Raw genomic sequence first — 17,029 nt, 5'->3', positions numbered from 1 at the left:
TTTTATGGGATTGTTTAAGCTAGGGTTAATGATTATATTCGTCATCGGTTTATTATTGCTCTTTGGTTGTACTATTGGAAAAGTTATAAAGGAAGTGGATAATGCTTCTTTGCTTGATGATGAAATACTATCAAGTCCAAATGATGAAGGAGACAAGTAGATGTGAGTAAACAAACACAAAATCGTATCAGAGAATTACGAAAGCAGTCTAGACTGTCTCAGCAAGCCTTGGCTGATCAGATAGGAGTATTTCGTAACACCATATCGAACTGGGAAACAGGATATAGTCAGATAAGTCTTGAAAATGCTAAAAAAGTAGCAGAATACTTTGGTGTAACCATTGACTACCTGTTAGGATCAGAATCGGACTAAACCTAGTAAAGTTAAATCTATATTGACCGAGAAGTCATTAAACTACAGACCTTTGAAAACTGAATACAAGGCTTGCCCTGATGCAGCGTGGCTATGGATAAAAAAGAAACGGGGGCGAGTAGCAAACTAGAAAAGGATATCTAGTCCAGCCACTGAACGAAAAAGCATGATAATGATCATAAGCTGAAGGAGTAAGGGTTCCTAGACTATAAACCCAGCGCATGAAATACCGATGTAAAAATACGTTTTTACACAGCACGGCGTTATTTCGCCTTTCAACTTCAAGGAGAAATCTATGACAGATGAAATAACCGTCCGCCTAAAGGACTTAAAAAATTTAGGAAAACAAGGAGGTGCGACAGCTCGCTTGGAGGACGGCACAGACCTTATTCTGAAGCCAGACTATGCAGTCAAACAGGCTAGAGGATACGTAGACGGTCTTTTAAGGGATGTTGAATTTCATTTGCCTTATAAAAAGGTTTATGATCAAATTCGCACTATTAAGAGAGATGCTCAAGTTATAGCTCGAAAAGTTAAGACACCATCAGGAATGGAGCTTCGTTTAACTGGAAAAGGCTATAACCCGAAAAATAAATAAAGAAAAGGAAAAATTAAAATGAACAAGAAAAAAGTATTAGCTACACTAGCACTTTCAACTATTGCACTTGCACAAGCTGGTTATGTATCAGCAGACGAACTTTCACCAATTGATTCTTCAGCTCCAACAACAGAAGTAGTTACTCCAACAGTACCTAGCGCTTCAACAGCAACAGAGGCTCCAGCAGTTCAGCCAACAGAGCCTTCAGTTACTCCAGTTGACCCAACAACGCCAAGTGTACAAGACAAAGACAACGCAGGAAGTCTTGATGGAGTGACAACTGATAAACCAGCACCTTCTGATAAGCCACAGGATAAGGATAATGCAGGTAGCCTCGATGGTGTTCCAACACCATCAGATAAACCACAAGACAAAGACAACGCAGGAAGTCTTGACGGAGTGCCAGCTGATAAACCAGCGCCTTCAGATAAGGCGCAAGATAAAGATAACGCAGGTAGCTTAGATGGTGTTCCAGATGAAAAGCCAAAAACTACTGATCAAGCGAATCAGCAAGGGAAATCACAAATTGGAACAACATCTACATCAACTGGACAGGTTGTCCATGATGTAACCAAAGAGCCCGTTGAAACAAATACAGGTGCGTCTATTGTTAGCACCCAAAACGGAAATGTAGTCCTTTCAGATGGTTCTGTAGTGGCTCCAGAAGAAGTTGGTGGAACAGTTAACGAAGATAAAACTATCTCTGTTACTGATTCAGAAGGCAAACTCAAAACACTTCCAAACACTGGGACTGCAGAAAGCATTTTGGGTGCTATTGGAGCTATGTTGTTGACAGCAGTTGGCTACTTCTACAAGAAAGAAATGTTTTAAGGTGAAATGGAAAGGGAAAACATTAAATGGCAGAAAAAACAAAAGGACACGGATATTTCCGTAAGAAAAAATGGGCTAAAGGCCTAGTATCAGGAATTGCAGTTGCAGGTATTGTAGCCTTCTCTGCAGGTTCTGTATTGGCGGATGAATCAGTGCAGCCTGAAAGCAAAAACGACAACAACGCATACGCTAAACAAGCTGGCAAAACAACAGGAAGCCAGTCTGTAGCAATTGATAATGGAGCCGTCACAAAGGTTGCTGACAAGGCTAAAAAAGCTGGAGTAGTTGTATCTGAAACTCCAAGTGTTGACAAAGGTACAGACACTACTTCATCTAGTCTTGAACAATCTAAGTCTGAAATCAAACAAGATCAGGATAAACAAGTCAAGGAACTTGAAGCCACAACTACAAAACAAGTTCAAAACAACGAAGTCTTCCAGGAGGCGCAAGAAGCTATTCAAGCTAACAATCAATTTGTAGCTGCTGAAAAAGCCAAGCACGAACAATCAACAACTGTCACAGTAACGAATGACGGTTCGACTGCCACAGATGGAACTGCAGATAAAAATAAGCAGGCTACTGAAACGGCTAAGAAAGTCTTATCAGAAAATCAGCAAGCTGTCTCAACCTACCTGGGTGAAAAAGCTAAGTATGATGCTACTGTTGAACAAGCTACTGCTCTAAACAAAGCGGTAGAAAGCGCATCTGAACAGTTGAAGAAAGAAAAGGTTGACGTTAAAGTCGTTACACGTACGGTCTCTTCAGTCGCAGAAGTAGAAGCATTGAAGAAACAAAATGACCAGGCTATTGCGACTGCAAAAGGCAAAGTGGAGCTTAACAAAGCCCTGATGGCTGCCTACACAGAGAAGAAGAATGCTAGTGATCAAGTCAATCAAGATGCTGATCGTAAGTCAGCAGATTTGAAAAAATCTGGTGTACTTTTAACTTCTAAAACACAGGAAGTTTCTTCAGTAGATGAAGCCAACAAAATTGCCAAACAAAACCAAACGGCCTTTGATAAAGCTAAGCAGAACCAGGCTGAATGGCAGAAGAAATACAATGAACTTCAATCTAAAACAAGTACGGAAGGATTCACAAAAGAGGTTGTCTTACAGGCTCTAAGTCTTGCAACAGCTAATCCTGAAGCAACAGTAGAGTCCTCTGCTTCAGGAGCGCAGGTAACTACCAAAGATTACATCGCTTCATCAAATGGAACATCAGGCTATACTCGTGTTCTAGACTCAACCAAAGTCTTGAAATACAAAGATGTGGGCAATGGTTGGACAACAGAAATTGATTATACTGGGTTAAACGGCTTAACAGTCACAACCGAGGATGGGAAACAACACAATATTTCTCGTATCCATCGAAAATTTCAAATTGTAAACCAAGGTAAAACGGGCCTAAATGATGTCTATGTCTTAAATGATCCTACTGAGGGCTTTGTAGTAGCTCGAAACGATGGAACAGGTGGAGCTGCGGACTACATGAACTTCCTGGTTACAGATACCTACTACTACAACAATGAGGAAGGCCAAGAAGTAGCTTTCAAGGCTTCTGAAAAGACACCTGCAGCCTTAACCTACTCGTCTCTAAACCACAACCCTATCGGGTGGGAAGGTGCAAAAGCCATCAATGGGACACATGTTGAAATCAATGGCTCAACTGTTACTCAAAACAAGGATTATGGCTATGTTTATGCAGAAGACTATAATCGTGAGGAAGAGGTAGGTCATCTTTGGGATACTTCCTCTTCAGCATATCAGTACAAGGGTGCTGCTCTTGGTGTCTTTAAGGAAGGGACAACCTTCAAAACTGAATTTATTCAATGGGATGGACCAGAAAGTCCAAATGGCCAAACCTATTGGTTTGCTTTGAATACAAAGGTTGTAGCGCCAGTCGTTGAAGTTCCAGCTACTGCAACTATCACAAAAACAACTGTGAAACCTGTCAAAACTGAACCTGTATCAGCCGAATTGGTTAATACAAAGAATCCAGTCAAACCAGCCTTGACTCTTAAAACTCTCTCTGAAACCAAAAATCAGAAATTATCTGCAAGCTATCACGGTTATAAATTGCAGTATAAGCCAGTTGTCAGCAAATCTGTAGCAGATACAGATAAGGTCAACACAAATGGTCAAGAAGTAGCTAAAAACGCTACTCAGACCTATACATTGACCCATGACAATATCTATTCCAATGTGAAAAAGGGTGACAAGATTACCATCATCGATCCTCTTGAAGCTGGGGCTGTTCCTGATGTAACTGTGACGAAAGTAGCTGCAGAGAAAGCTGGATGGGGTGTTGTCTATGATGCAGGAAAGAACACTTATACCTTTACTGCTACATATCAAGGAAAACGTCTAGATGCCCCAGTGATTACCTGGAAGCCAGTCTATGATAAAGGATTTTTCGATAATACCTACAAGGTTGTAGTAAACGACTATGAAGTTTTCTCAAACCCTGTTACAACAACAACGCCAGCACCTCCGAAACCAGTCAAATCGGTTCTGGATCGCTCTGGTAAGGATATCAATAGTGCGACAACATTTGATCGTAACGTGACCTTCCGATTGGTGACTGATTATAGTCCATACACCAAAACTCTCGCTTCGAGTCAAGCACTTGGTAAGAAGTTTGCTATTCTTGATGATGTTCAAGACAATGCCTTCACAGTTGACCACAGCAAGATCAAGATGACTGCTGCAGGACAAGATGTGAAAAAACTCTTCGAGATGCATCATGTGCTTTCAGACAAAGCACGTACAGATGCAATCAATAAAATCCTGAAGGAATTGAAACTGAATCCGAAGGGTGAATTCTATCTCTGGGTAGCAAAAGATTCCAAGAGTTTCTACCAAAACTACGTGAAACCAAATAAGAAGATTACTGTTGATCTTCCAGCCAAACTCTTGGTTAAGGCAGGGGAAAAAGTCGAGAATGAATTTAAACAGATCGATTTTGGGAATAGCTATCAGTCGAATCTTGTAACAGTTGAAGTTCCAAACGTTAATCCAGAGAAACATGCCCTGGATCAAAAGGATAATAAAAAAGTCTTGGACGGCCAAGAAGTACAGATTGGCCAATATATTCGCTATCTACTAGATGGCGTAACCGTGCCTGCTAAGCACGATAGCCTCTTCCAATATGACGGTAGTGACCAGTTGGATGTAGTCCATGATCGATATACAGGTAAGTGGTCAGGGATTTTCAAGGGGACAGAGTACACAGCTACTAAAGACCTTATCTTGCCATATGATGTCATCCTGAAGAATGGTAAAGTAGTCAAAGCTGGTGACCTTCTCGCTAAAGGTACAGCTTATGCCTTCTTGTTTGAAGTGAACCAGGATACGGATCCTAACTTCCTTAAGAAAATCGTGACCGTCAAATGGGACGAAAAAGCAGGCAAATGGTCTTACGTTATCAACCAGGACTTCCTAAATTCTTTAGGAGTCAAGGGTAGCTTTGATGCAGACTTCTATCTAGAAGTCGAACGCATTACAGCTGGGAAGGTTGAAAATACCTTCATCAATACAGTCAATTTACAAGAGATGACGGCTAAAGTGACAACCACAACGCCAGAACCTCCAAAACCAGAGCCTAAAGAACCAGGCAAGCCACAACCACAAGCATCGCTGCCAAACACTGGAACTGCAGCAAGCATGCTTCCAACTTGGGGAATGTTTTTGGGATTGTTGAGTCTTGCAGGAGCAGGGCTTCGTAAACATAAAAAATAGAACATCTAGAAATTCCCCCTCATCTATGGTATAATGAAGCCATAAAAAAGAGGGGGAAGAGAGATGAGAAAGGACACGAAAATGGATGCACATGTGACTAGAAGTGGATATAGATACTACACTCCAACTCAAAAAAAATCAGAAGTCACTAAGCCTGAAGAAGAGAAGAAGTGGAAAAAAGGCCTCCGTTGGCTAGGAAAAGCCATCTGGTTAGGAATAAAGAATCTACCGAGTGTAATTGCGAGAGCTGCCGTTTTGATGGTTGCGACTCCACTCATGTTTCTCCTCTTTATCTTTAATCTGATTAAGAGCTTGATTGCGACAGCAATTGGATGGGTAGTATTTAAGATTGTAGTTGTCCTAGGCTATGCTGCTTTTTGGGAAATATATTTTTGGATAACAAAATCAGGTCCCTCTGCAGATGTAGAGAAGCAGTTAGATTGGCTTATGACTAACTTTTTCTTTCCTCAAAAGGTCCCCATCTACTATTGGTGGGAAACGACTATTATCGTTGTCTTAGCTGTGATTACAGCCCTCTCTCTAACCTTTCGTCCAACGGATGAAACATAGTATTGAATAAACAATGTAGGTGCTAAGGAATTTTCTTAGTACCTTTTTATAAAAAGAAAGTGAGAAAAAAATAATGGATGCAGTTGTAGATTTTATTAACAAAATTGGAAATATCGGTGGGATTATCGGTATTGGTTGGGCCGCTTGGGGTGCCTGGGACTTAGCAGTAGGAATCAAACGTGAATTGGATGATAAGAAGGATAAAGGAATCCAAAGTTTGATACTAGGTGCACTTCTAGGTGCCGTTCTAAAAGCCCTCTTTACAGCTTTAGCAACAGGTCTTCAATCTCTTGGTTAGGATGAAGAAGAAAGAGGAGGTGGTTTTATGAACCAATCCACACTTGATCAACTAACCATGAGTCTGAAAGACTATAATGAGACAGCTTATCAGCTGATGGAGACAGTTTCAGGTTCGATGGAGAAGGTGGCAATTTTGCTCCTTCTCCTTTTTATGGGGATCAACCTCATGAATTGGCACCAACAACTTAAAAGCAATGGAGGAGAGCTGTCATTTCAGCTTTGGATTGAAGAAATCCTCAAGTATGCTATCGCACTCTTTTTTATCCTCTATGTGGATGCGATTTTTGATGCCTTGTCATGGTTGTTCAATGTTATCATTAAGTTAGTAGCCAAGAATGCTACAGATCCTTTCAGTTCTGAGCCACCAGATTTTAAAGGTTTGGGTATGATTGAGAAATCATTCTTTAAAATTGTTTATGCGGTTGTTGATTTTGTCGGTCAGATATCGACTAAGTTGTTGATCCTGTTACGCTCCTTTACGCTTTACACGTATAAGGGAATCGCTAAAATTATTGTCGCTTGTTACATGGTGGATAGCTTACGCCCGATCTGCCTCGGTTTCTTTAAGCTCTATGCTGCTGCTGTCCTTCAGGGATTGATTTTAGTGGTTGTGACCATGCTTTATCCAGCTATTGTCACGAATGATTTATTGACACTTAGCAATACTGGAGCTTTTATAACTGCACTCGTAGCCATTGCAAAAGGAATCATTTACATCATTATGCTATTTGGTAGCCAACGCATGGCTAAGAATATCATGCAGGTGAATTAGGAAGGAATTATTTTTATGATTAGAAAAAATAAATCCCTCGCTTTAAAGCAGAAACGCACATCTAAGCATTCAAGAGGGAACAAAGAGTATGTGTTGTTGGCAACCAGAAAATATTATACAAAAAAAGATAGTTTATTTGATACAAATAAAAAGTATAGAATATTTTCTATTTTAGGTGGAATCAGTGCTTCTGTTTTATCGGTTTTAGTACCTATAAATCTCTTTCTTGCTTTTATTGCATATGTAGCTACAGAGATATTTAATTTACTCTCTTCTAGAATATTAGGAGTAGGAAATGCTTCTTTTATGTCAGTGATTAAAATCCTTTACCTAAACGATGAGGAGTTTATGAGGATGGTTTTTGTAGTTATGGCTTTAGCGTTGATTGTAGTTTTCTTTTCTATTTATAGTATGAGAAAGATAGAAAAAATGTCACAATAGTTAGAAGAAAGGAACAGAATGACACGTTTAGGCAGTGAATTTTTAAAGGCTTTAGATAGCTACGAAAGGCCAGTTATAGGCTATATGACACTGAGACAGTTAGTGCTACTATTTGGTATAGCATTGACAGTAGTTGTCACTACTATCCTCTATTGGCTGAAGGCACCTGATATAATCCTTTATGGCGTTGATATTTTATTATTAGCGCCTTTTGTTATTTTCGGGTGTTATATTGATGAAAAAATTAAAGATGAGGTTCGTTTCATGTTAACCAAGCAGGAACGCTCTTATCAGACAGATTATGACAGAAAGGAATATACAAGAAATGAATTTATTCGGCCGAAAGAAAACCCCGAAACTCTCTAAGGAAGAACGGGAACGGGCCAAACGTCTAAGACGTACCATGACGGCATCTACACAGAATAGCCTTAACTATCAATGGCTGACACCTGATGGACTTATGAAAATTACAAATGATCAATTTTCAAAGACCTATCGCCTAGGTGATACAAGCTATATCACGGCAACAGATGATGAGCGAATTGATATCATTGAAACAAACGCTGATATTTTTAATTCGCTGGACATTGATAATGATATGCAGCTATTGATCCTGAATCGTAGGGTAGAAAGCAATAGCTTATCTTCTATCCGCTATGATTTGGTTGGAGATGGATATGACGATTATCGTAAAGAATACAATGCGATGATCAATGATCGTTTTTCTCAGGAACAAAATACCTTCAAGGTAGAAAAATATCTGACGATTACCACCCAAACAGACCAGGATCATCAAGCTAGAAGAATCCTTGATGATACAGCCAGCGTTATTGAAAGTCAATACAGTGGCTTAGGAATCTCCTTTAAGGAGTTAGAAGGATTAGATCGTCTTCTTATCTTCCGAAAACTCTTGAGGCGAGAAGGTTTTATTGATTTTAACTATGAAGACATCGCTATTTCTGGATTATCAACCAGGGACTTTGTAGCTCCAAACTATCTGAAATTTGAAAAAGATCATATGAAAATTGATGATTGTTTCGCAAGGGTGATGTATGTTAGACAATATCCTACCTTCTTGAATGACAAACTGATTAAGAATATCCTGGATACAGGAATTGAACTGGCTATCAGTCTGCATGCGAAGCCATATGATACTGCAGATGCCCTGAAGAAAATCAAGACAGTTAAGTCAAGTGTACGTAGGGAAATGATCAAAAGTCAGAAGGCTGCAGCAAAAGAAGGTTATGGAAGTGACCTGGCTGTTGGTGGGAAGGCTGTGGAGACATCTCGTGAAACAGAGAAATGGACTGAAGAACTCCAGGACAATGACCAAAAAATGTTTTCAGGTGTGATGACGATTTTCTTCATGGCTGACAGTCTGGAGGAGTTGAATATCTACACTGAGCAGGTTCAACGATCTGTCCGTAAGAATACGGTAGAACTGGATAAGTGTTACTTGTACCAGGAAGAATCCTTGAATACGATTCTACCGATTGGGATTCCATTTATCAACGTAAAACGCCGTTTTATGAGAGATATGACTACCAGTAACTTGGCCACACAAGTCCCATTTACCAACGTAGATCTACGATCTAACAGTCCACGTGCAATTTATTATGGCCAGAATCAGCTATCTAAGAACGCTATCACAGTTGACCGCAAGAAAGATTTGAACACAGGTTCAGGTTGTATCTTTGGGACTTCAGGATCAGGAAAGTCTGTTCTTGCTAAAGGAGGAGAGATTATTCCTACAACTCTACGTTACCCTGAAGATAATATTATTATCGTCGATCCTGAAGATGAGTACACTGGTATTGGCCGAGAATTAGGTGCAGAAATTATCACAATCGCTCCTGGATCGCAACATCACTTTAACTTGTTGGATCTTCCTGATAAGGATAAACTGCAAGCAGAAGATAGTGACCCGATTGGCCAAAAATCAAACCTCTTATCAACCTTGTTTGAAAATATATTCTCTGAGGTATCAGACGATGAATTTGCGATGATTGACCGTGTAACGAGAAAGACCTATGAGGAATTTGAAAAACCAACATTTAAGGATTGGCAATCAGTTTTAGAACGACAACCTGAAGATGTGGCCAAGGAGTTGGCGCTGAAGGCTGAACCTTATACGGTTGGATCAAATGATATTTTCGCACATCCTACAAACGTCAATATGAATAGTCGCTTTATTATCTTCAATCTGAAGCAGTTGAGTGGTAAATTGAAGCCATTTGCCCTCCTGGTGATTCAGGACTTCATCTGGAACCAGGTAGTCAATAATCAAGGAAAAGCTATTACATGGTTGTACTTCGATGAGTTGCAACTATACTTCAAGAATAAACTGCAAGCAACCTTCTTTACAGAGCTATACTCACGTATTCGTAAGTACGGGGCTATTCCAACAGGGATTACCCAGAACCCAGAGACTGTTTTATCTACAGAGGAAGGTAGAAAGCTAGTCGCAAACTGTGAGTTTCTAGCCCTCCTGAAGCTGAAGCGGACAGACCTAGATGCCCTGGAGCAGGTTATCCCTCTTACGCCTTCACTGGAGCGATTTGTCTTGCGGCCAAAAGCGAAAGGTACTGGTTTGATCGTGGCTGGGGATACGATTGTACCATTTGAAAATCCTATCCCTAAAGATACCAAGCTGTATCAATTGGTTGCGACAGATAGTTAAAAAATAGAAAGAGAGGTAATTTCTTTTGTCTAAAAGTAATCGCAAACAATTAAAACAGGAACGCAAGCGAAGAATCAAAGAAGGATTAGCCCTCAATGCTGAAAAAAAGCCTAAAGAAGCACGTTTAGACTCAAAAGTTGCATTTAAAGAAGCTAAGAAGAATTATCGCTTAGCGAACAAAGATTATAAACTACATAAAGGACCTCAAGCAACAGCTAGAGGTCTTTTCTTTAAGCAACAACGTGATCGAGCAAAGTTGGAAAAACAAATTGCAACAACGCTCTATAAACGAGCTAAAAAAGCTGATGACAGTTATATCCCTAACCGCCTAAAGAAACGTGCTAAACAAAGTGCTCGAATGAAAGCGAGACACGACGTTGAGAAGACAGTCAGAGATAATGAGATTCTTGGAGACTGGGTTCAGGCGAGGGAAAACATTCGTCAATTTAAGTATCAGGTAAACGCCTCTAAAAGAGCGTTAAATGCTGTAGGAAAATTATCCAAGTATTCAATCAAGCGCAGCTATGGACAGCTCAATAGAAGCTATAATTTCATCAGAGGGCGAGGATATACTCGAACACCAAAAGAGTTCTCCTGGGAAGGAAAGCTCAGCAAAAAGATGAAACAGGCCAGAAAGCGACTTGCAGGTTCAAAGTTTGGGAAGGTGTCAAGAGGGACAGGAAAGGTTTTGAAGGTTGCGACAAAGCCCCTGCGTTCCATCTTATCCAATCCTTTAGCTGTCAAGTCCTATTTCTTAATGTTCCTCATCTTTGCAGTATTTGGGGCATTTATGGCCATGTTTGGAGGCAGTGGTCCTGTCCAACAAAATGAATTTGACCTGAACAAGTCATGGCTTCAAATTAGTAAACGAGATCGAGAGAAGTCAAATGATAAGGTAGACTATTGGACCAACATCGATGACATGATCTTTTTCATGAACTTTCGCTACGGTAGTGAGTGGAAACCAGAAAGTAACTGGAATGAGGGGACTGGTGGTGAATGGGCTGGAATATTAGGTTTCAATCACTATTCAGATGCCTTGAATGATCTTTGGAATCATTTGAATGATGACCCTCACAACTTGAAAAAGATGGCTGACTTATATGGCCCCTCGTCAGATCTCAAGTGGACTAAGTTGAGTGATAGCGAGTTAGAAGAGTATAAAGAGCTAGAGGATTTGACTAAAGAAGTTGGTCGATACCCATCTTATCAAGAACTAGCTAATCCCTTTTACCAGGAAGACGACCCTTCTTATCATGCTCCTCTAGTTATCCTGAAGCGGTTTGGTTATACCTCTAAGAGTGAAATCTATGAGAAAACACAACTAAAAGCTTCAACAGGACAAGCTCTAAGAGCTCCTATTGACGGTCAAGTCAGTGTGACAGATGATACTACTGTATCCATCAAAACAGATAAAGCCATCTTTACTTATGAAGAGGTAGGAAATATCCGTGTTTCTGACGGTGATCAGGTCAAAGCTGGAGACGAGGTTGGGAAGGTAACGGCAAATGGTTACCAGGTCATTCAGTATCAAAAATTGGAGGAAAAAGAGACAAAGGATAAGAAAGAAAAGTGGACATCAGTCAATCCAGGCTTTTACTTTCAATCTGTCACGTACAATCAGACAACCTCAGTCATTACTACACTTGATGGTGATTTAGGACAAAAATCACGAGCGATAAAAGACTACTTGAAGCAAAAGGTACCAGGGCTGACAGATAATGGTTTGGCAGCCATGCTTGGAAACTTTGCAACTGAAAGTAATATCAATCCTAAACGTGCTGAAGGAGATTATCTTAGTCCGCCAGTAGGGGCTGATTCTTCTTCCTGGGATGATGAGTCCTGGTTAGCTATAAGTGGGCCCGCTATCTATGATGGTGGGTATCCAAATATTCTTCGTCGAGGTTTAGGATTAGGTCAGTGGACAGATACAGCAGATGGTTCTACTAGGCATACTCTATTATTGAATTATGCAAAATCAAAAGATAAAAAGTGGTACGATTTAGAACTGCAGTTAGATTTTATGTTGGAGGGGGATACTCCTTACTATATCACTGAACTGACCTCAATTCTAACCAGCACAGAAGATGTAGAGACACTTACAGAGCGGTTCCTGGTTAACTGGGAAGGGAACTCTGGAGACAAGGTCCTAGAGCGCCAAAATAACGCTAAGCAGATCCACGCTTTTCTTACTCAACAAGTTCGAGGAGGTGGAGCGTTAGCGTCTTCCTGGAATTTCCCTGAAGAGTATAAGTCAAAAGTGGAACACCCTCCAACACAGGCTTCTATGACTACACAACAAGGAAGCGGTTATGAAGTGGGACAATGTACTTGGTATGCCTATAATCGTTTAGTTGAACTAGGAACGATTACAGACTTATCAGGAGCTTATGGTTACCTTGGCAATGGTCAGGACTGGGTAGCAAATCTGGTCGCAAAAGGATGGCGGTATAGTACAACTCCAACAAAAGGAGCTGTTGTATCAGTAGTAGGTGGATTTGGTGGGACACCAGATGAATACGGCCATGTTGCGATTGTGGAAGCTGTGAATCCAGACGGTTCATTCCTCGTTTCAGAATGTAATATCCAAGGAGTACAGGATAAGGTCCATTTTCGTGTCATCTATCCAGCTTACTACTATACGTTTGCGACACCGAATTAAAAAAGAAAGAAGGTAAATCATGAAAATGATAGATATGGAGAAATTGAAACTCCTGAAAATAGGAGGAATCCTTATAGGAGTTGTGCTAGTTCTAGGATTCGTATTCTGGATTGGAGCAGCAACCTCATCGCAAAAGAAAGCTAAACAGGAAGCTGAAACTACGCAACAAGAAACCAAAGCAGAGGGAAGCGAACTAACGCAAGAATATGTAAAGGAATTTTTGACGGCTTACTTCAATAAGCAGGATCTTGGAGAAAATAGAAATCGCTATTTGCCCTATATGACAGAAGCTGCTTACAATCAGGAAGTGAACTCTGAAGAAGAACCAACGGTACAAACCTATAAGGGCTATGTAGTGGATACACAGATGAAGTCTTCTACCATCTACATCGATCAAGAAAATAATGTTGTCCTAGCTCAAGTGAGATACACTCAGACACAGTTACAGAAGAAGTATGATTATACTAACGCCCAAACAAACGTAGGATCTTCAAGAACCATACGGATTCGCTTCAGCAAGCAAGATGGGAAATACCTGGTAAATCATATTGATCCTATTTTGATTGTGGACAGCTTGAACGCCAGCGAAAAGGCGAGTATTCCATCGTTAAACAAACCAATCAATAACCAAACACAAAGCACAGAAGGGAAAAAGGAACAATGACAAAATTAGAAACTTTGGAAAAACAAAAACAGAAAGCGGAAAACCGCTTAGCTGACTATACGTCCAAGGCCAAGAAGGAAGAAGAGAAACTGCAGCAGCTAGAAACTCAAATCATTCTGGCCAAGCATGAGGAACGATCAAACTACTTGGCTGAACATAATTTAACCTGGGCTGATATTAAAGCAGCTCTTGCTGAAGGGAAATTGAAAGGAGCTGAAAAACATGTACCGTTTAACCAATCTGACACAAAACACGACCACAACGTATAAGAATCGAGACCTTGTTTATCAAGCCCTGGAGCGAGAAAATGCCAAGGCTAAGCATCAGGAGGCAGAGGCCGTTTTATTGGTAGAGGAGCTGGATAAAAAGAATGTAGTGATCTATCAAGAAGATGTCTATTTACCGTTTGAGGGAATCGCAGACAGCCTCTTCCTGAAGCCTGGTACATTGAATAAACAGGAGGCTGCACCAAAAGAAGCAAAAACCTCTTTCTTTAAGCGCCAGCCAAAAACAAAACATCAAGAGAAGACTCCTGAAGAAAAAGCTGAAGCCTCTTCCTTGGAACATGAAACTCCCAAACCTCGAACCTCTTCTAAACGCTCTTTTTGGGTGTATTTAGGAAGAGTTTTGGTGTTATTGAGTCTAGTAGGAAGTCTGACACTTGCTGGCTTATCACTTACGCTAGTTTACCATCAAGAAAAGCAACTCTCGGCCGTATCCAAGGAACTTTCAAATCTAAAAACCATTCAGTCAAAAACAGGGGAACTAGATGCCTTTTCACGTTACTTTTTGCCAGCCCTTTACTCTGATAAAGGGAAAATGGCTGATTTCGTAGCTCCTCAATTAACGATAGATAGACAAGCAGGTCAACTGCAGTCTGTGATTTTGGAATCTAGCTTGATTGTTGATGAAGCAACTTATCAGCTAACCTATGTAGTAGCCGTGAAAGACGGTGAGAACAGAAGTCAGAAACGCTTGGTAGTTACTGTAAAGGAAGAACCTTCAGCACCTTACGGATTCCAGGTTATTGCTAAGCCAGAACTATCTAATTATCCAAAATAAAGGAGGTCTTACATGGATCAAGAAAAAGTCAGTCATTCTCTGGCTTTGAAAGGAAAAGTTACCCTGGAGATGACGATACAAGCTCTGTATGCCCTCGCAAAAGCCCATTATGAAAAGAAACAACATAAGGCAGCGAACCGAACCTTTGAAGGGGAGACACGTTTTAATGATTTTATGGCCACCAAATCAAAAAAAGATGTCGAGAAGTTGTTAAATAGTGAAGTTCACTTGGCCAAGTTGAAGCATTACCTGGAGGAGTATAAGATAGGTTTTACTTATCATCAAAAAGATGGTGCAACTTATCTCTTCTTTGAAACAAAAAATCGCACCTTGGTAGAAAAGGCTCTCAAAGAGATGTTGGCAGACATCACGAAAAGCCCAGAAAAATTGGAAGAGTTTGCGAAAAAGGTGCTGAAGAAACCACATGAAATGACTCCTGAAGATAAAATCAATTACTATAAGACAAATAAGGTCTATAAAGGAATGATGCCAGTTGTTACGAAGGAGATTGGGAAGGAGAAGACACGATGATTAGAAAACCTATATGGCCCTACCTGGTGGTGGGGCTATTTTCATTTGTTATTTTCCAGTCCTTTTACCATTACTACCAACTTTCGACTGCAGCAGTACCTTTTATGGGAATGTTGCGGCTTCGTTGGTTGCTAGAACACTGGGAACGCTTCTCTTTTGGTGTTTTCTTTGATTCAGGAGCCTTATATGCTGGGTTGATCGGATTCGGTCTCCCAATGCTTGTCTATGCTTCTATGGATAAGAATTTATATCGCCAAGGAGAAGAACAAGGTAGTGCTCGTTTTGCGACTTTGAAGGAAATGAGACGGTTTGAAGACGTTGATTTTGAGAAGAATATGATTTTTTCAAAACAGGTCAAAATGGGTCTATTTAATTTTCGCTTAGCCTACAATGTCCAGCTCAATAAAAATGTGATTGTCATTGGTCTTCCTGGAGACGGTAAAACCTTTACTTTTGTATTGCCAAATTTAATGCAGATGAACTCAAACTTTGTTGTGACGGATCCTAAAGGAAACCTGGTACATGAAGTTGGGAAGATGCTTGAGAAAGCTGGCTATGCTGTTAAAATCTTTGATTTGATTCGGCTCAAGAATTCAGATCGGTTTAATCCTTTTCATTACATGAAGTCTGAGCTAGACATTGATCGTATCTCTGAAGCAATTACTGAGGGAACGAAGAATAGTGAGCATACTGGAGAAGACTTCTGGGTTAAAGCAGAGTTGATGCTGCAACGTGCATTGATTGGTTATCTCTATTTTGACTCTAAGGATCCTGAAACTGGAGTCCAGTTATATATGCCAAACCTGGGTCACGTTGCGGATCTATTAAGAAATATGTATCGAGAGGATCCAGATGTACCAAGTCCTGTTGAGCAGATGTTTGAAGAACTGAACGAACATCAACCTAACAACTATGCTTATAAACAGTGGAAATTATTCCAAAACTTCAGAGGTGAGACAAGAAACAGTGTGGTAGCGATTTTGTCTTCTCGCTATTCTATCTTTGACCATGAAGATGTACGAAACTTGATCAGTGAGGATACCATGGAAATGGAGACCTGGAATACGAAAAAGACAGCCGTTTTTATTGCTATTCCTGAAACCAATAACGCCTTTAATTTTCTTTCATCAATCTTGTTTGCGATTGGTTTTGAGGTTCTTACACATAAGGCTGATGATATCTTGCAAGGGAAAGTACCTGGCTACAGTAGAAAAAATCTTCGACATATTCAGTTTATCTTCGATGAGTTTGCACAAATTGGCCGTATTCCAAACTTCGCCCAGGTCCTCTCTTCTATTCGTAGTCGTGAGATGTCTATTAAGATTATCATCCAAGCTGTCAATCAGCTAGAATCACTTTATAAAAGTGATTGGAAGACCATCTTTAATAACTGTGCTACTCACCTATTTTTAGGGACAAATGACAAGGATACGATGGAATACTATTCTACAAGGTCAGGTAAGCAGACTATACGTACTAGGTCCACTTCAAAATCGCATAGTTATCGTAATGGCTCATCAAGTGAAAATAAACAAATTCAAGGCCGTCCCCTTCTAACTCCAGATGAAGTCGCAAGAATTGGGGTAGAAGAAGGATTGGTCTTTATTTCTAAACAAAATGTCTTCAGAGATAAAAAAGCAAGTGTCTATGATCATCCTAGAAAAGATGAGATTGCAAGTTCTCCTGAAGACAAAGAAAACTGGTACGAATACACTCGAAAAGGAACAGACATCGACGGCTTGCTTTTATATGCTAACGATTTGACTCCGCAGCTAAAAGAGTTATTCGTGGCCTAACATACAGAAAGGA

At 40.3% G+C, this 17,029-nt stretch carries 17 protein-coding genes; all 17 read left to right on the top strand.

The window, feature by feature from the left end; translation table 11 throughout:
• Nucleotides 1-4: 4 nt before the first annotated feature.
• The 17 genes from HMPREF9189_RS12430 to HMPREF9189_RS07800 all read left to right on the top strand — a co-directional run bounded on the left by HMPREF9189_RS12430 (nucleotide 5) and on the right by HMPREF9189_RS07800 (nucleotide 17,016).
• Complete coding sequence (locus HMPREF9189_RS12430; RefSeq protein WP_000522391.1) at nucleotides 5-160, top strand: hypothetical protein; 156 nt, start codon at nucleotides 5-7, stop codon at nucleotides 158-160.
• Nucleotides 161-162: 2 nt separating this feature from the next.
• The gene (locus HMPREF9189_RS07875; protein WP_000043823.1) at nucleotides 163-372 is read left to right on the top strand and encodes a helix-turn-helix transcriptional regulator; all 210 of its coding nucleotides are present in this window, start codon (nucleotides 163-165) and stop codon (nucleotides 370-372) included.
• Between the two features lie 295 nt (nucleotides 373-667).
• Complete coding sequence (locus HMPREF9189_RS07870) at nucleotides 668-970, top strand: hypothetical protein (RefSeq protein ID WP_000128978.1); 303 nt, start codon at nucleotides 668-670, stop codon at nucleotides 968-970.
• 18 nt (nucleotides 971-988) lie between these two features.
• Nucleotides 989-1,801 (top strand): LPXTG cell wall anchor domain-containing protein, encoded by an 813-nt coding sequence (locus tag HMPREF9189_RS07865; RefSeq protein WP_001035406.1) that lies wholly within the window; start codon nucleotides 989-991, stop codon nucleotides 1,799-1,801.
• Nucleotides 1,802-1,827: 26 nt separating this feature from the next.
• Entirely contained in the window at nucleotides 1,828-5,538 is a 3,711-nt protein-coding gene (locus HMPREF9189_RS07860) for an SspB-related isopeptide-forming adhesin (protein WP_000818739.1), read from the top strand.
• 63 nt (nucleotides 5,539-5,601) lie between these two features.
• The gene (locus HMPREF9189_RS07855; protein WP_001224300.1) at nucleotides 5,602-6,108 is read left to right on the top strand and encodes a hypothetical protein; all 507 of its coding nucleotides are present in this window, start codon (nucleotides 5,602-5,604) and stop codon (nucleotides 6,106-6,108) included.
• Nucleotides 6,109-6,181: 73 nt separating this feature from the next.
• Nucleotides 6,182-6,406 carry a hypothetical protein gene (locus HMPREF9189_RS07850; protein ID WP_000340303.1) on the top strand — a complete coding sequence of 75 codons (225 nt, stop codon included), beginning with the start codon at nucleotides 6,182-6,184 and terminating at the stop codon, nucleotides 6,404-6,406.
• 27 nt (nucleotides 6,407-6,433) lie between these two features.
• On the top strand, nucleotides 6,434-7,180 hold the full coding sequence (locus tag HMPREF9189_RS07845) for a hypothetical protein (protein WP_001076662.1): 747 nt from the start codon (nucleotides 6,434-6,436) through the stop codon (nucleotides 7,178-7,180).
• 15 nt (nucleotides 7,181-7,195) lie between these two features.
• Complete coding sequence (locus tag HMPREF9189_RS07840; RefSeq protein WP_000619802.1) at nucleotides 7,196-7,621, top strand: hypothetical protein; 426 nt, start codon at nucleotides 7,196-7,198, stop codon at nucleotides 7,619-7,621.
• 18 nt (nucleotides 7,622-7,639) lie between these two features.
• On the top strand, nucleotides 7,640-7,987 hold the full coding sequence (locus HMPREF9189_RS07835; protein WP_000197455.1) for a PrgI family mobile element protein: 348 nt from the start codon (nucleotides 7,640-7,642) through the stop codon (nucleotides 7,985-7,987).
• The gene (locus HMPREF9189_RS07830) at nucleotides 7,947-10,301 is read left to right on the top strand and encodes a VirB4-like conjugal transfer ATPase, CD1110 family (RefSeq protein WP_009755379.1); all 2,355 of its coding nucleotides are present in this window, start codon (nucleotides 7,947-7,949) and stop codon (nucleotides 10,299-10,301) included. The genes HMPREF9189_RS07835 and HMPREF9189_RS07830 overlap by 41 nt, the downstream gene beginning before the upstream one ends.
• Nucleotides 10,302-10,326: 25 nt before the next feature.
• Nucleotides 10,327-12,963: a phage tail tip lysozyme gene (locus tag HMPREF9189_RS07825; protein WP_000047029.1), complete on the top strand. Its 2,637-nt coding sequence runs from the start codon at nucleotides 10,327-10,329 to the stop codon at nucleotides 12,961-12,963.
• Nucleotides 12,964-12,982: 19 nt separating this feature from the next.
• Nucleotides 12,983-13,627 carry a hypothetical protein gene (locus tag HMPREF9189_RS07820; protein WP_000781852.1) on the top strand — a complete coding sequence of 215 codons (645 nt, stop codon included), beginning with the start codon at nucleotides 12,983-12,985 and terminating at the stop codon, nucleotides 13,625-13,627.
• On the top strand, nucleotides 13,624-13,896 hold the full coding sequence (locus HMPREF9189_RS07815) for a hypothetical protein (protein ID WP_000163605.1): 273 nt from the start codon (nucleotides 13,624-13,626) through the stop codon (nucleotides 13,894-13,896). Before HMPREF9189_RS07820 ends, HMPREF9189_RS07815 begins: the two co-directional genes overlap by 4 nt.
• A complete protein-coding gene (locus HMPREF9189_RS07810) occupies nucleotides 13,850-14,689 on the top strand; it encodes a hypothetical protein (RefSeq protein ID WP_000286087.1) in 840 nt (279 codons plus the stop codon). Before HMPREF9189_RS07815 ends, HMPREF9189_RS07810 begins: the two co-directional genes overlap by 47 nt.
• A 12-nt stretch (nucleotides 14,690-14,701) precedes the next feature.
• A complete protein-coding gene (locus HMPREF9189_RS07805; protein ID WP_000371857.1) occupies nucleotides 14,702-15,220 on the top strand; it encodes a hypothetical protein in 519 nt (172 codons plus the stop codon).
• Nucleotides 15,217-17,016: a VirD4-like conjugal transfer protein, CD1115 family gene (locus HMPREF9189_RS07800; protein ID WP_000619815.1), complete on the top strand. Its 1,800-nt coding sequence runs from the start codon at nucleotides 15,217-15,219 to the stop codon at nucleotides 17,014-17,016. Before HMPREF9189_RS07805 ends, HMPREF9189_RS07800 begins: the two co-directional genes overlap by 4 nt.
• Nucleotides 17,017-17,029: the final 13 nt, after the last annotated feature.

The sequence above is a fragment of the Streptococcus sp. oral taxon 071 str. 73H25AP genome (genome assembly GCF_000146755.1).
In the GTDB taxonomy this organism is placed as follows: domain Bacteria; phylum Bacillota; class Bacilli; order Lactobacillales; family Streptococcaceae; genus Streptococcus; species Streptococcus oralis_T.
This window is presented reverse-complemented; position numbering and strand designations above follow the sequence as displayed.

Excerpts from the sequence above, each read along its gene's own strand:
- HMPREF9189_RS12430 (WP_000522391.1), top strand. The coding sequence starts at position 5 with ATGGGATTGTTTAAGCTAGGGTTAATGATTATATTCGTCATCGGTTTA.
- HMPREF9189_RS07870 (WP_000128978.1), top strand. The coding sequence starts at position 668 with ATGACAGATGAAATAACCGTCCGCCTAAAGGACTTAAAAAATTTAGGA.
- HMPREF9189_RS07865 (WP_001035406.1), top strand. The coding sequence starts at position 989 with ATGAACAAGAAAAAAGTATTAGCTACACTAGCACTTTCAACTATTGCA.
- HMPREF9189_RS07860 (WP_000818739.1), top strand. The coding sequence starts at position 1,828 with ATGGCAGAAAAAACAAAAGGACACGGATATTTCCGTAAGAAAAAATGG.
- HMPREF9189_RS07855 (WP_001224300.1), top strand. The coding sequence starts at position 5,602 with ATGAGAAAGGACACGAAAATGGATGCACATGTGACTAGAAGTGGATAT.
- HMPREF9189_RS07850 (WP_000340303.1), top strand. The coding sequence starts at position 6,182 with ATGGATGCAGTTGTAGATTTTATTAACAAAATTGGAAATATCGGTGGG.
- HMPREF9189_RS07845 (WP_001076662.1), top strand. The coding sequence starts at position 6,434 with ATGAACCAATCCACACTTGATCAACTAACCATGAGTCTGAAAGACTAT.
- HMPREF9189_RS07840 (WP_000619802.1), top strand. The coding sequence starts at position 7,196 with ATGATTAGAAAAAATAAATCCCTCGCTTTAAAGCAGAAACGCACATCT.
- HMPREF9189_RS07835 (WP_000197455.1), top strand. The coding sequence starts at position 7,640 with ATGACACGTTTAGGCAGTGAATTTTTAAAGGCTTTAGATAGCTACGAA.
- HMPREF9189_RS07830 (WP_009755379.1), top strand. The coding sequence starts at position 7,947 with ATGAATTTATTCGGCCGAAAGAAAACCCCGAAACTCTCTAAGGAAGAA.
- HMPREF9189_RS07820 (WP_000781852.1), top strand. The coding sequence starts at position 12,983 with ATGAAAATGATAGATATGGAGAAATTGAAACTCCTGAAAATAGGAGGA.
- HMPREF9189_RS07815 (WP_000163605.1), top strand. The coding sequence starts at position 13,624 with ATGACAAAATTAGAAACTTTGGAAAAACAAAAACAGAAAGCGGAAAAC.
- HMPREF9189_RS07810 (WP_000286087.1), top strand. The coding sequence starts at position 13,850 with ATGTACCGTTTAACCAATCTGACACAAAACACGACCACAACGTATAAG.
- HMPREF9189_RS07805 (WP_000371857.1), top strand. The coding sequence starts at position 14,702 with ATGGATCAAGAAAAAGTCAGTCATTCTCTGGCTTTGAAAGGAAAAGTT.
- HMPREF9189_RS07800 (WP_000619815.1), top strand. The coding sequence starts at position 15,217 with ATGATTAGAAAACCTATATGGCCCTACCTGGTGGTGGGGCTATTTTCA.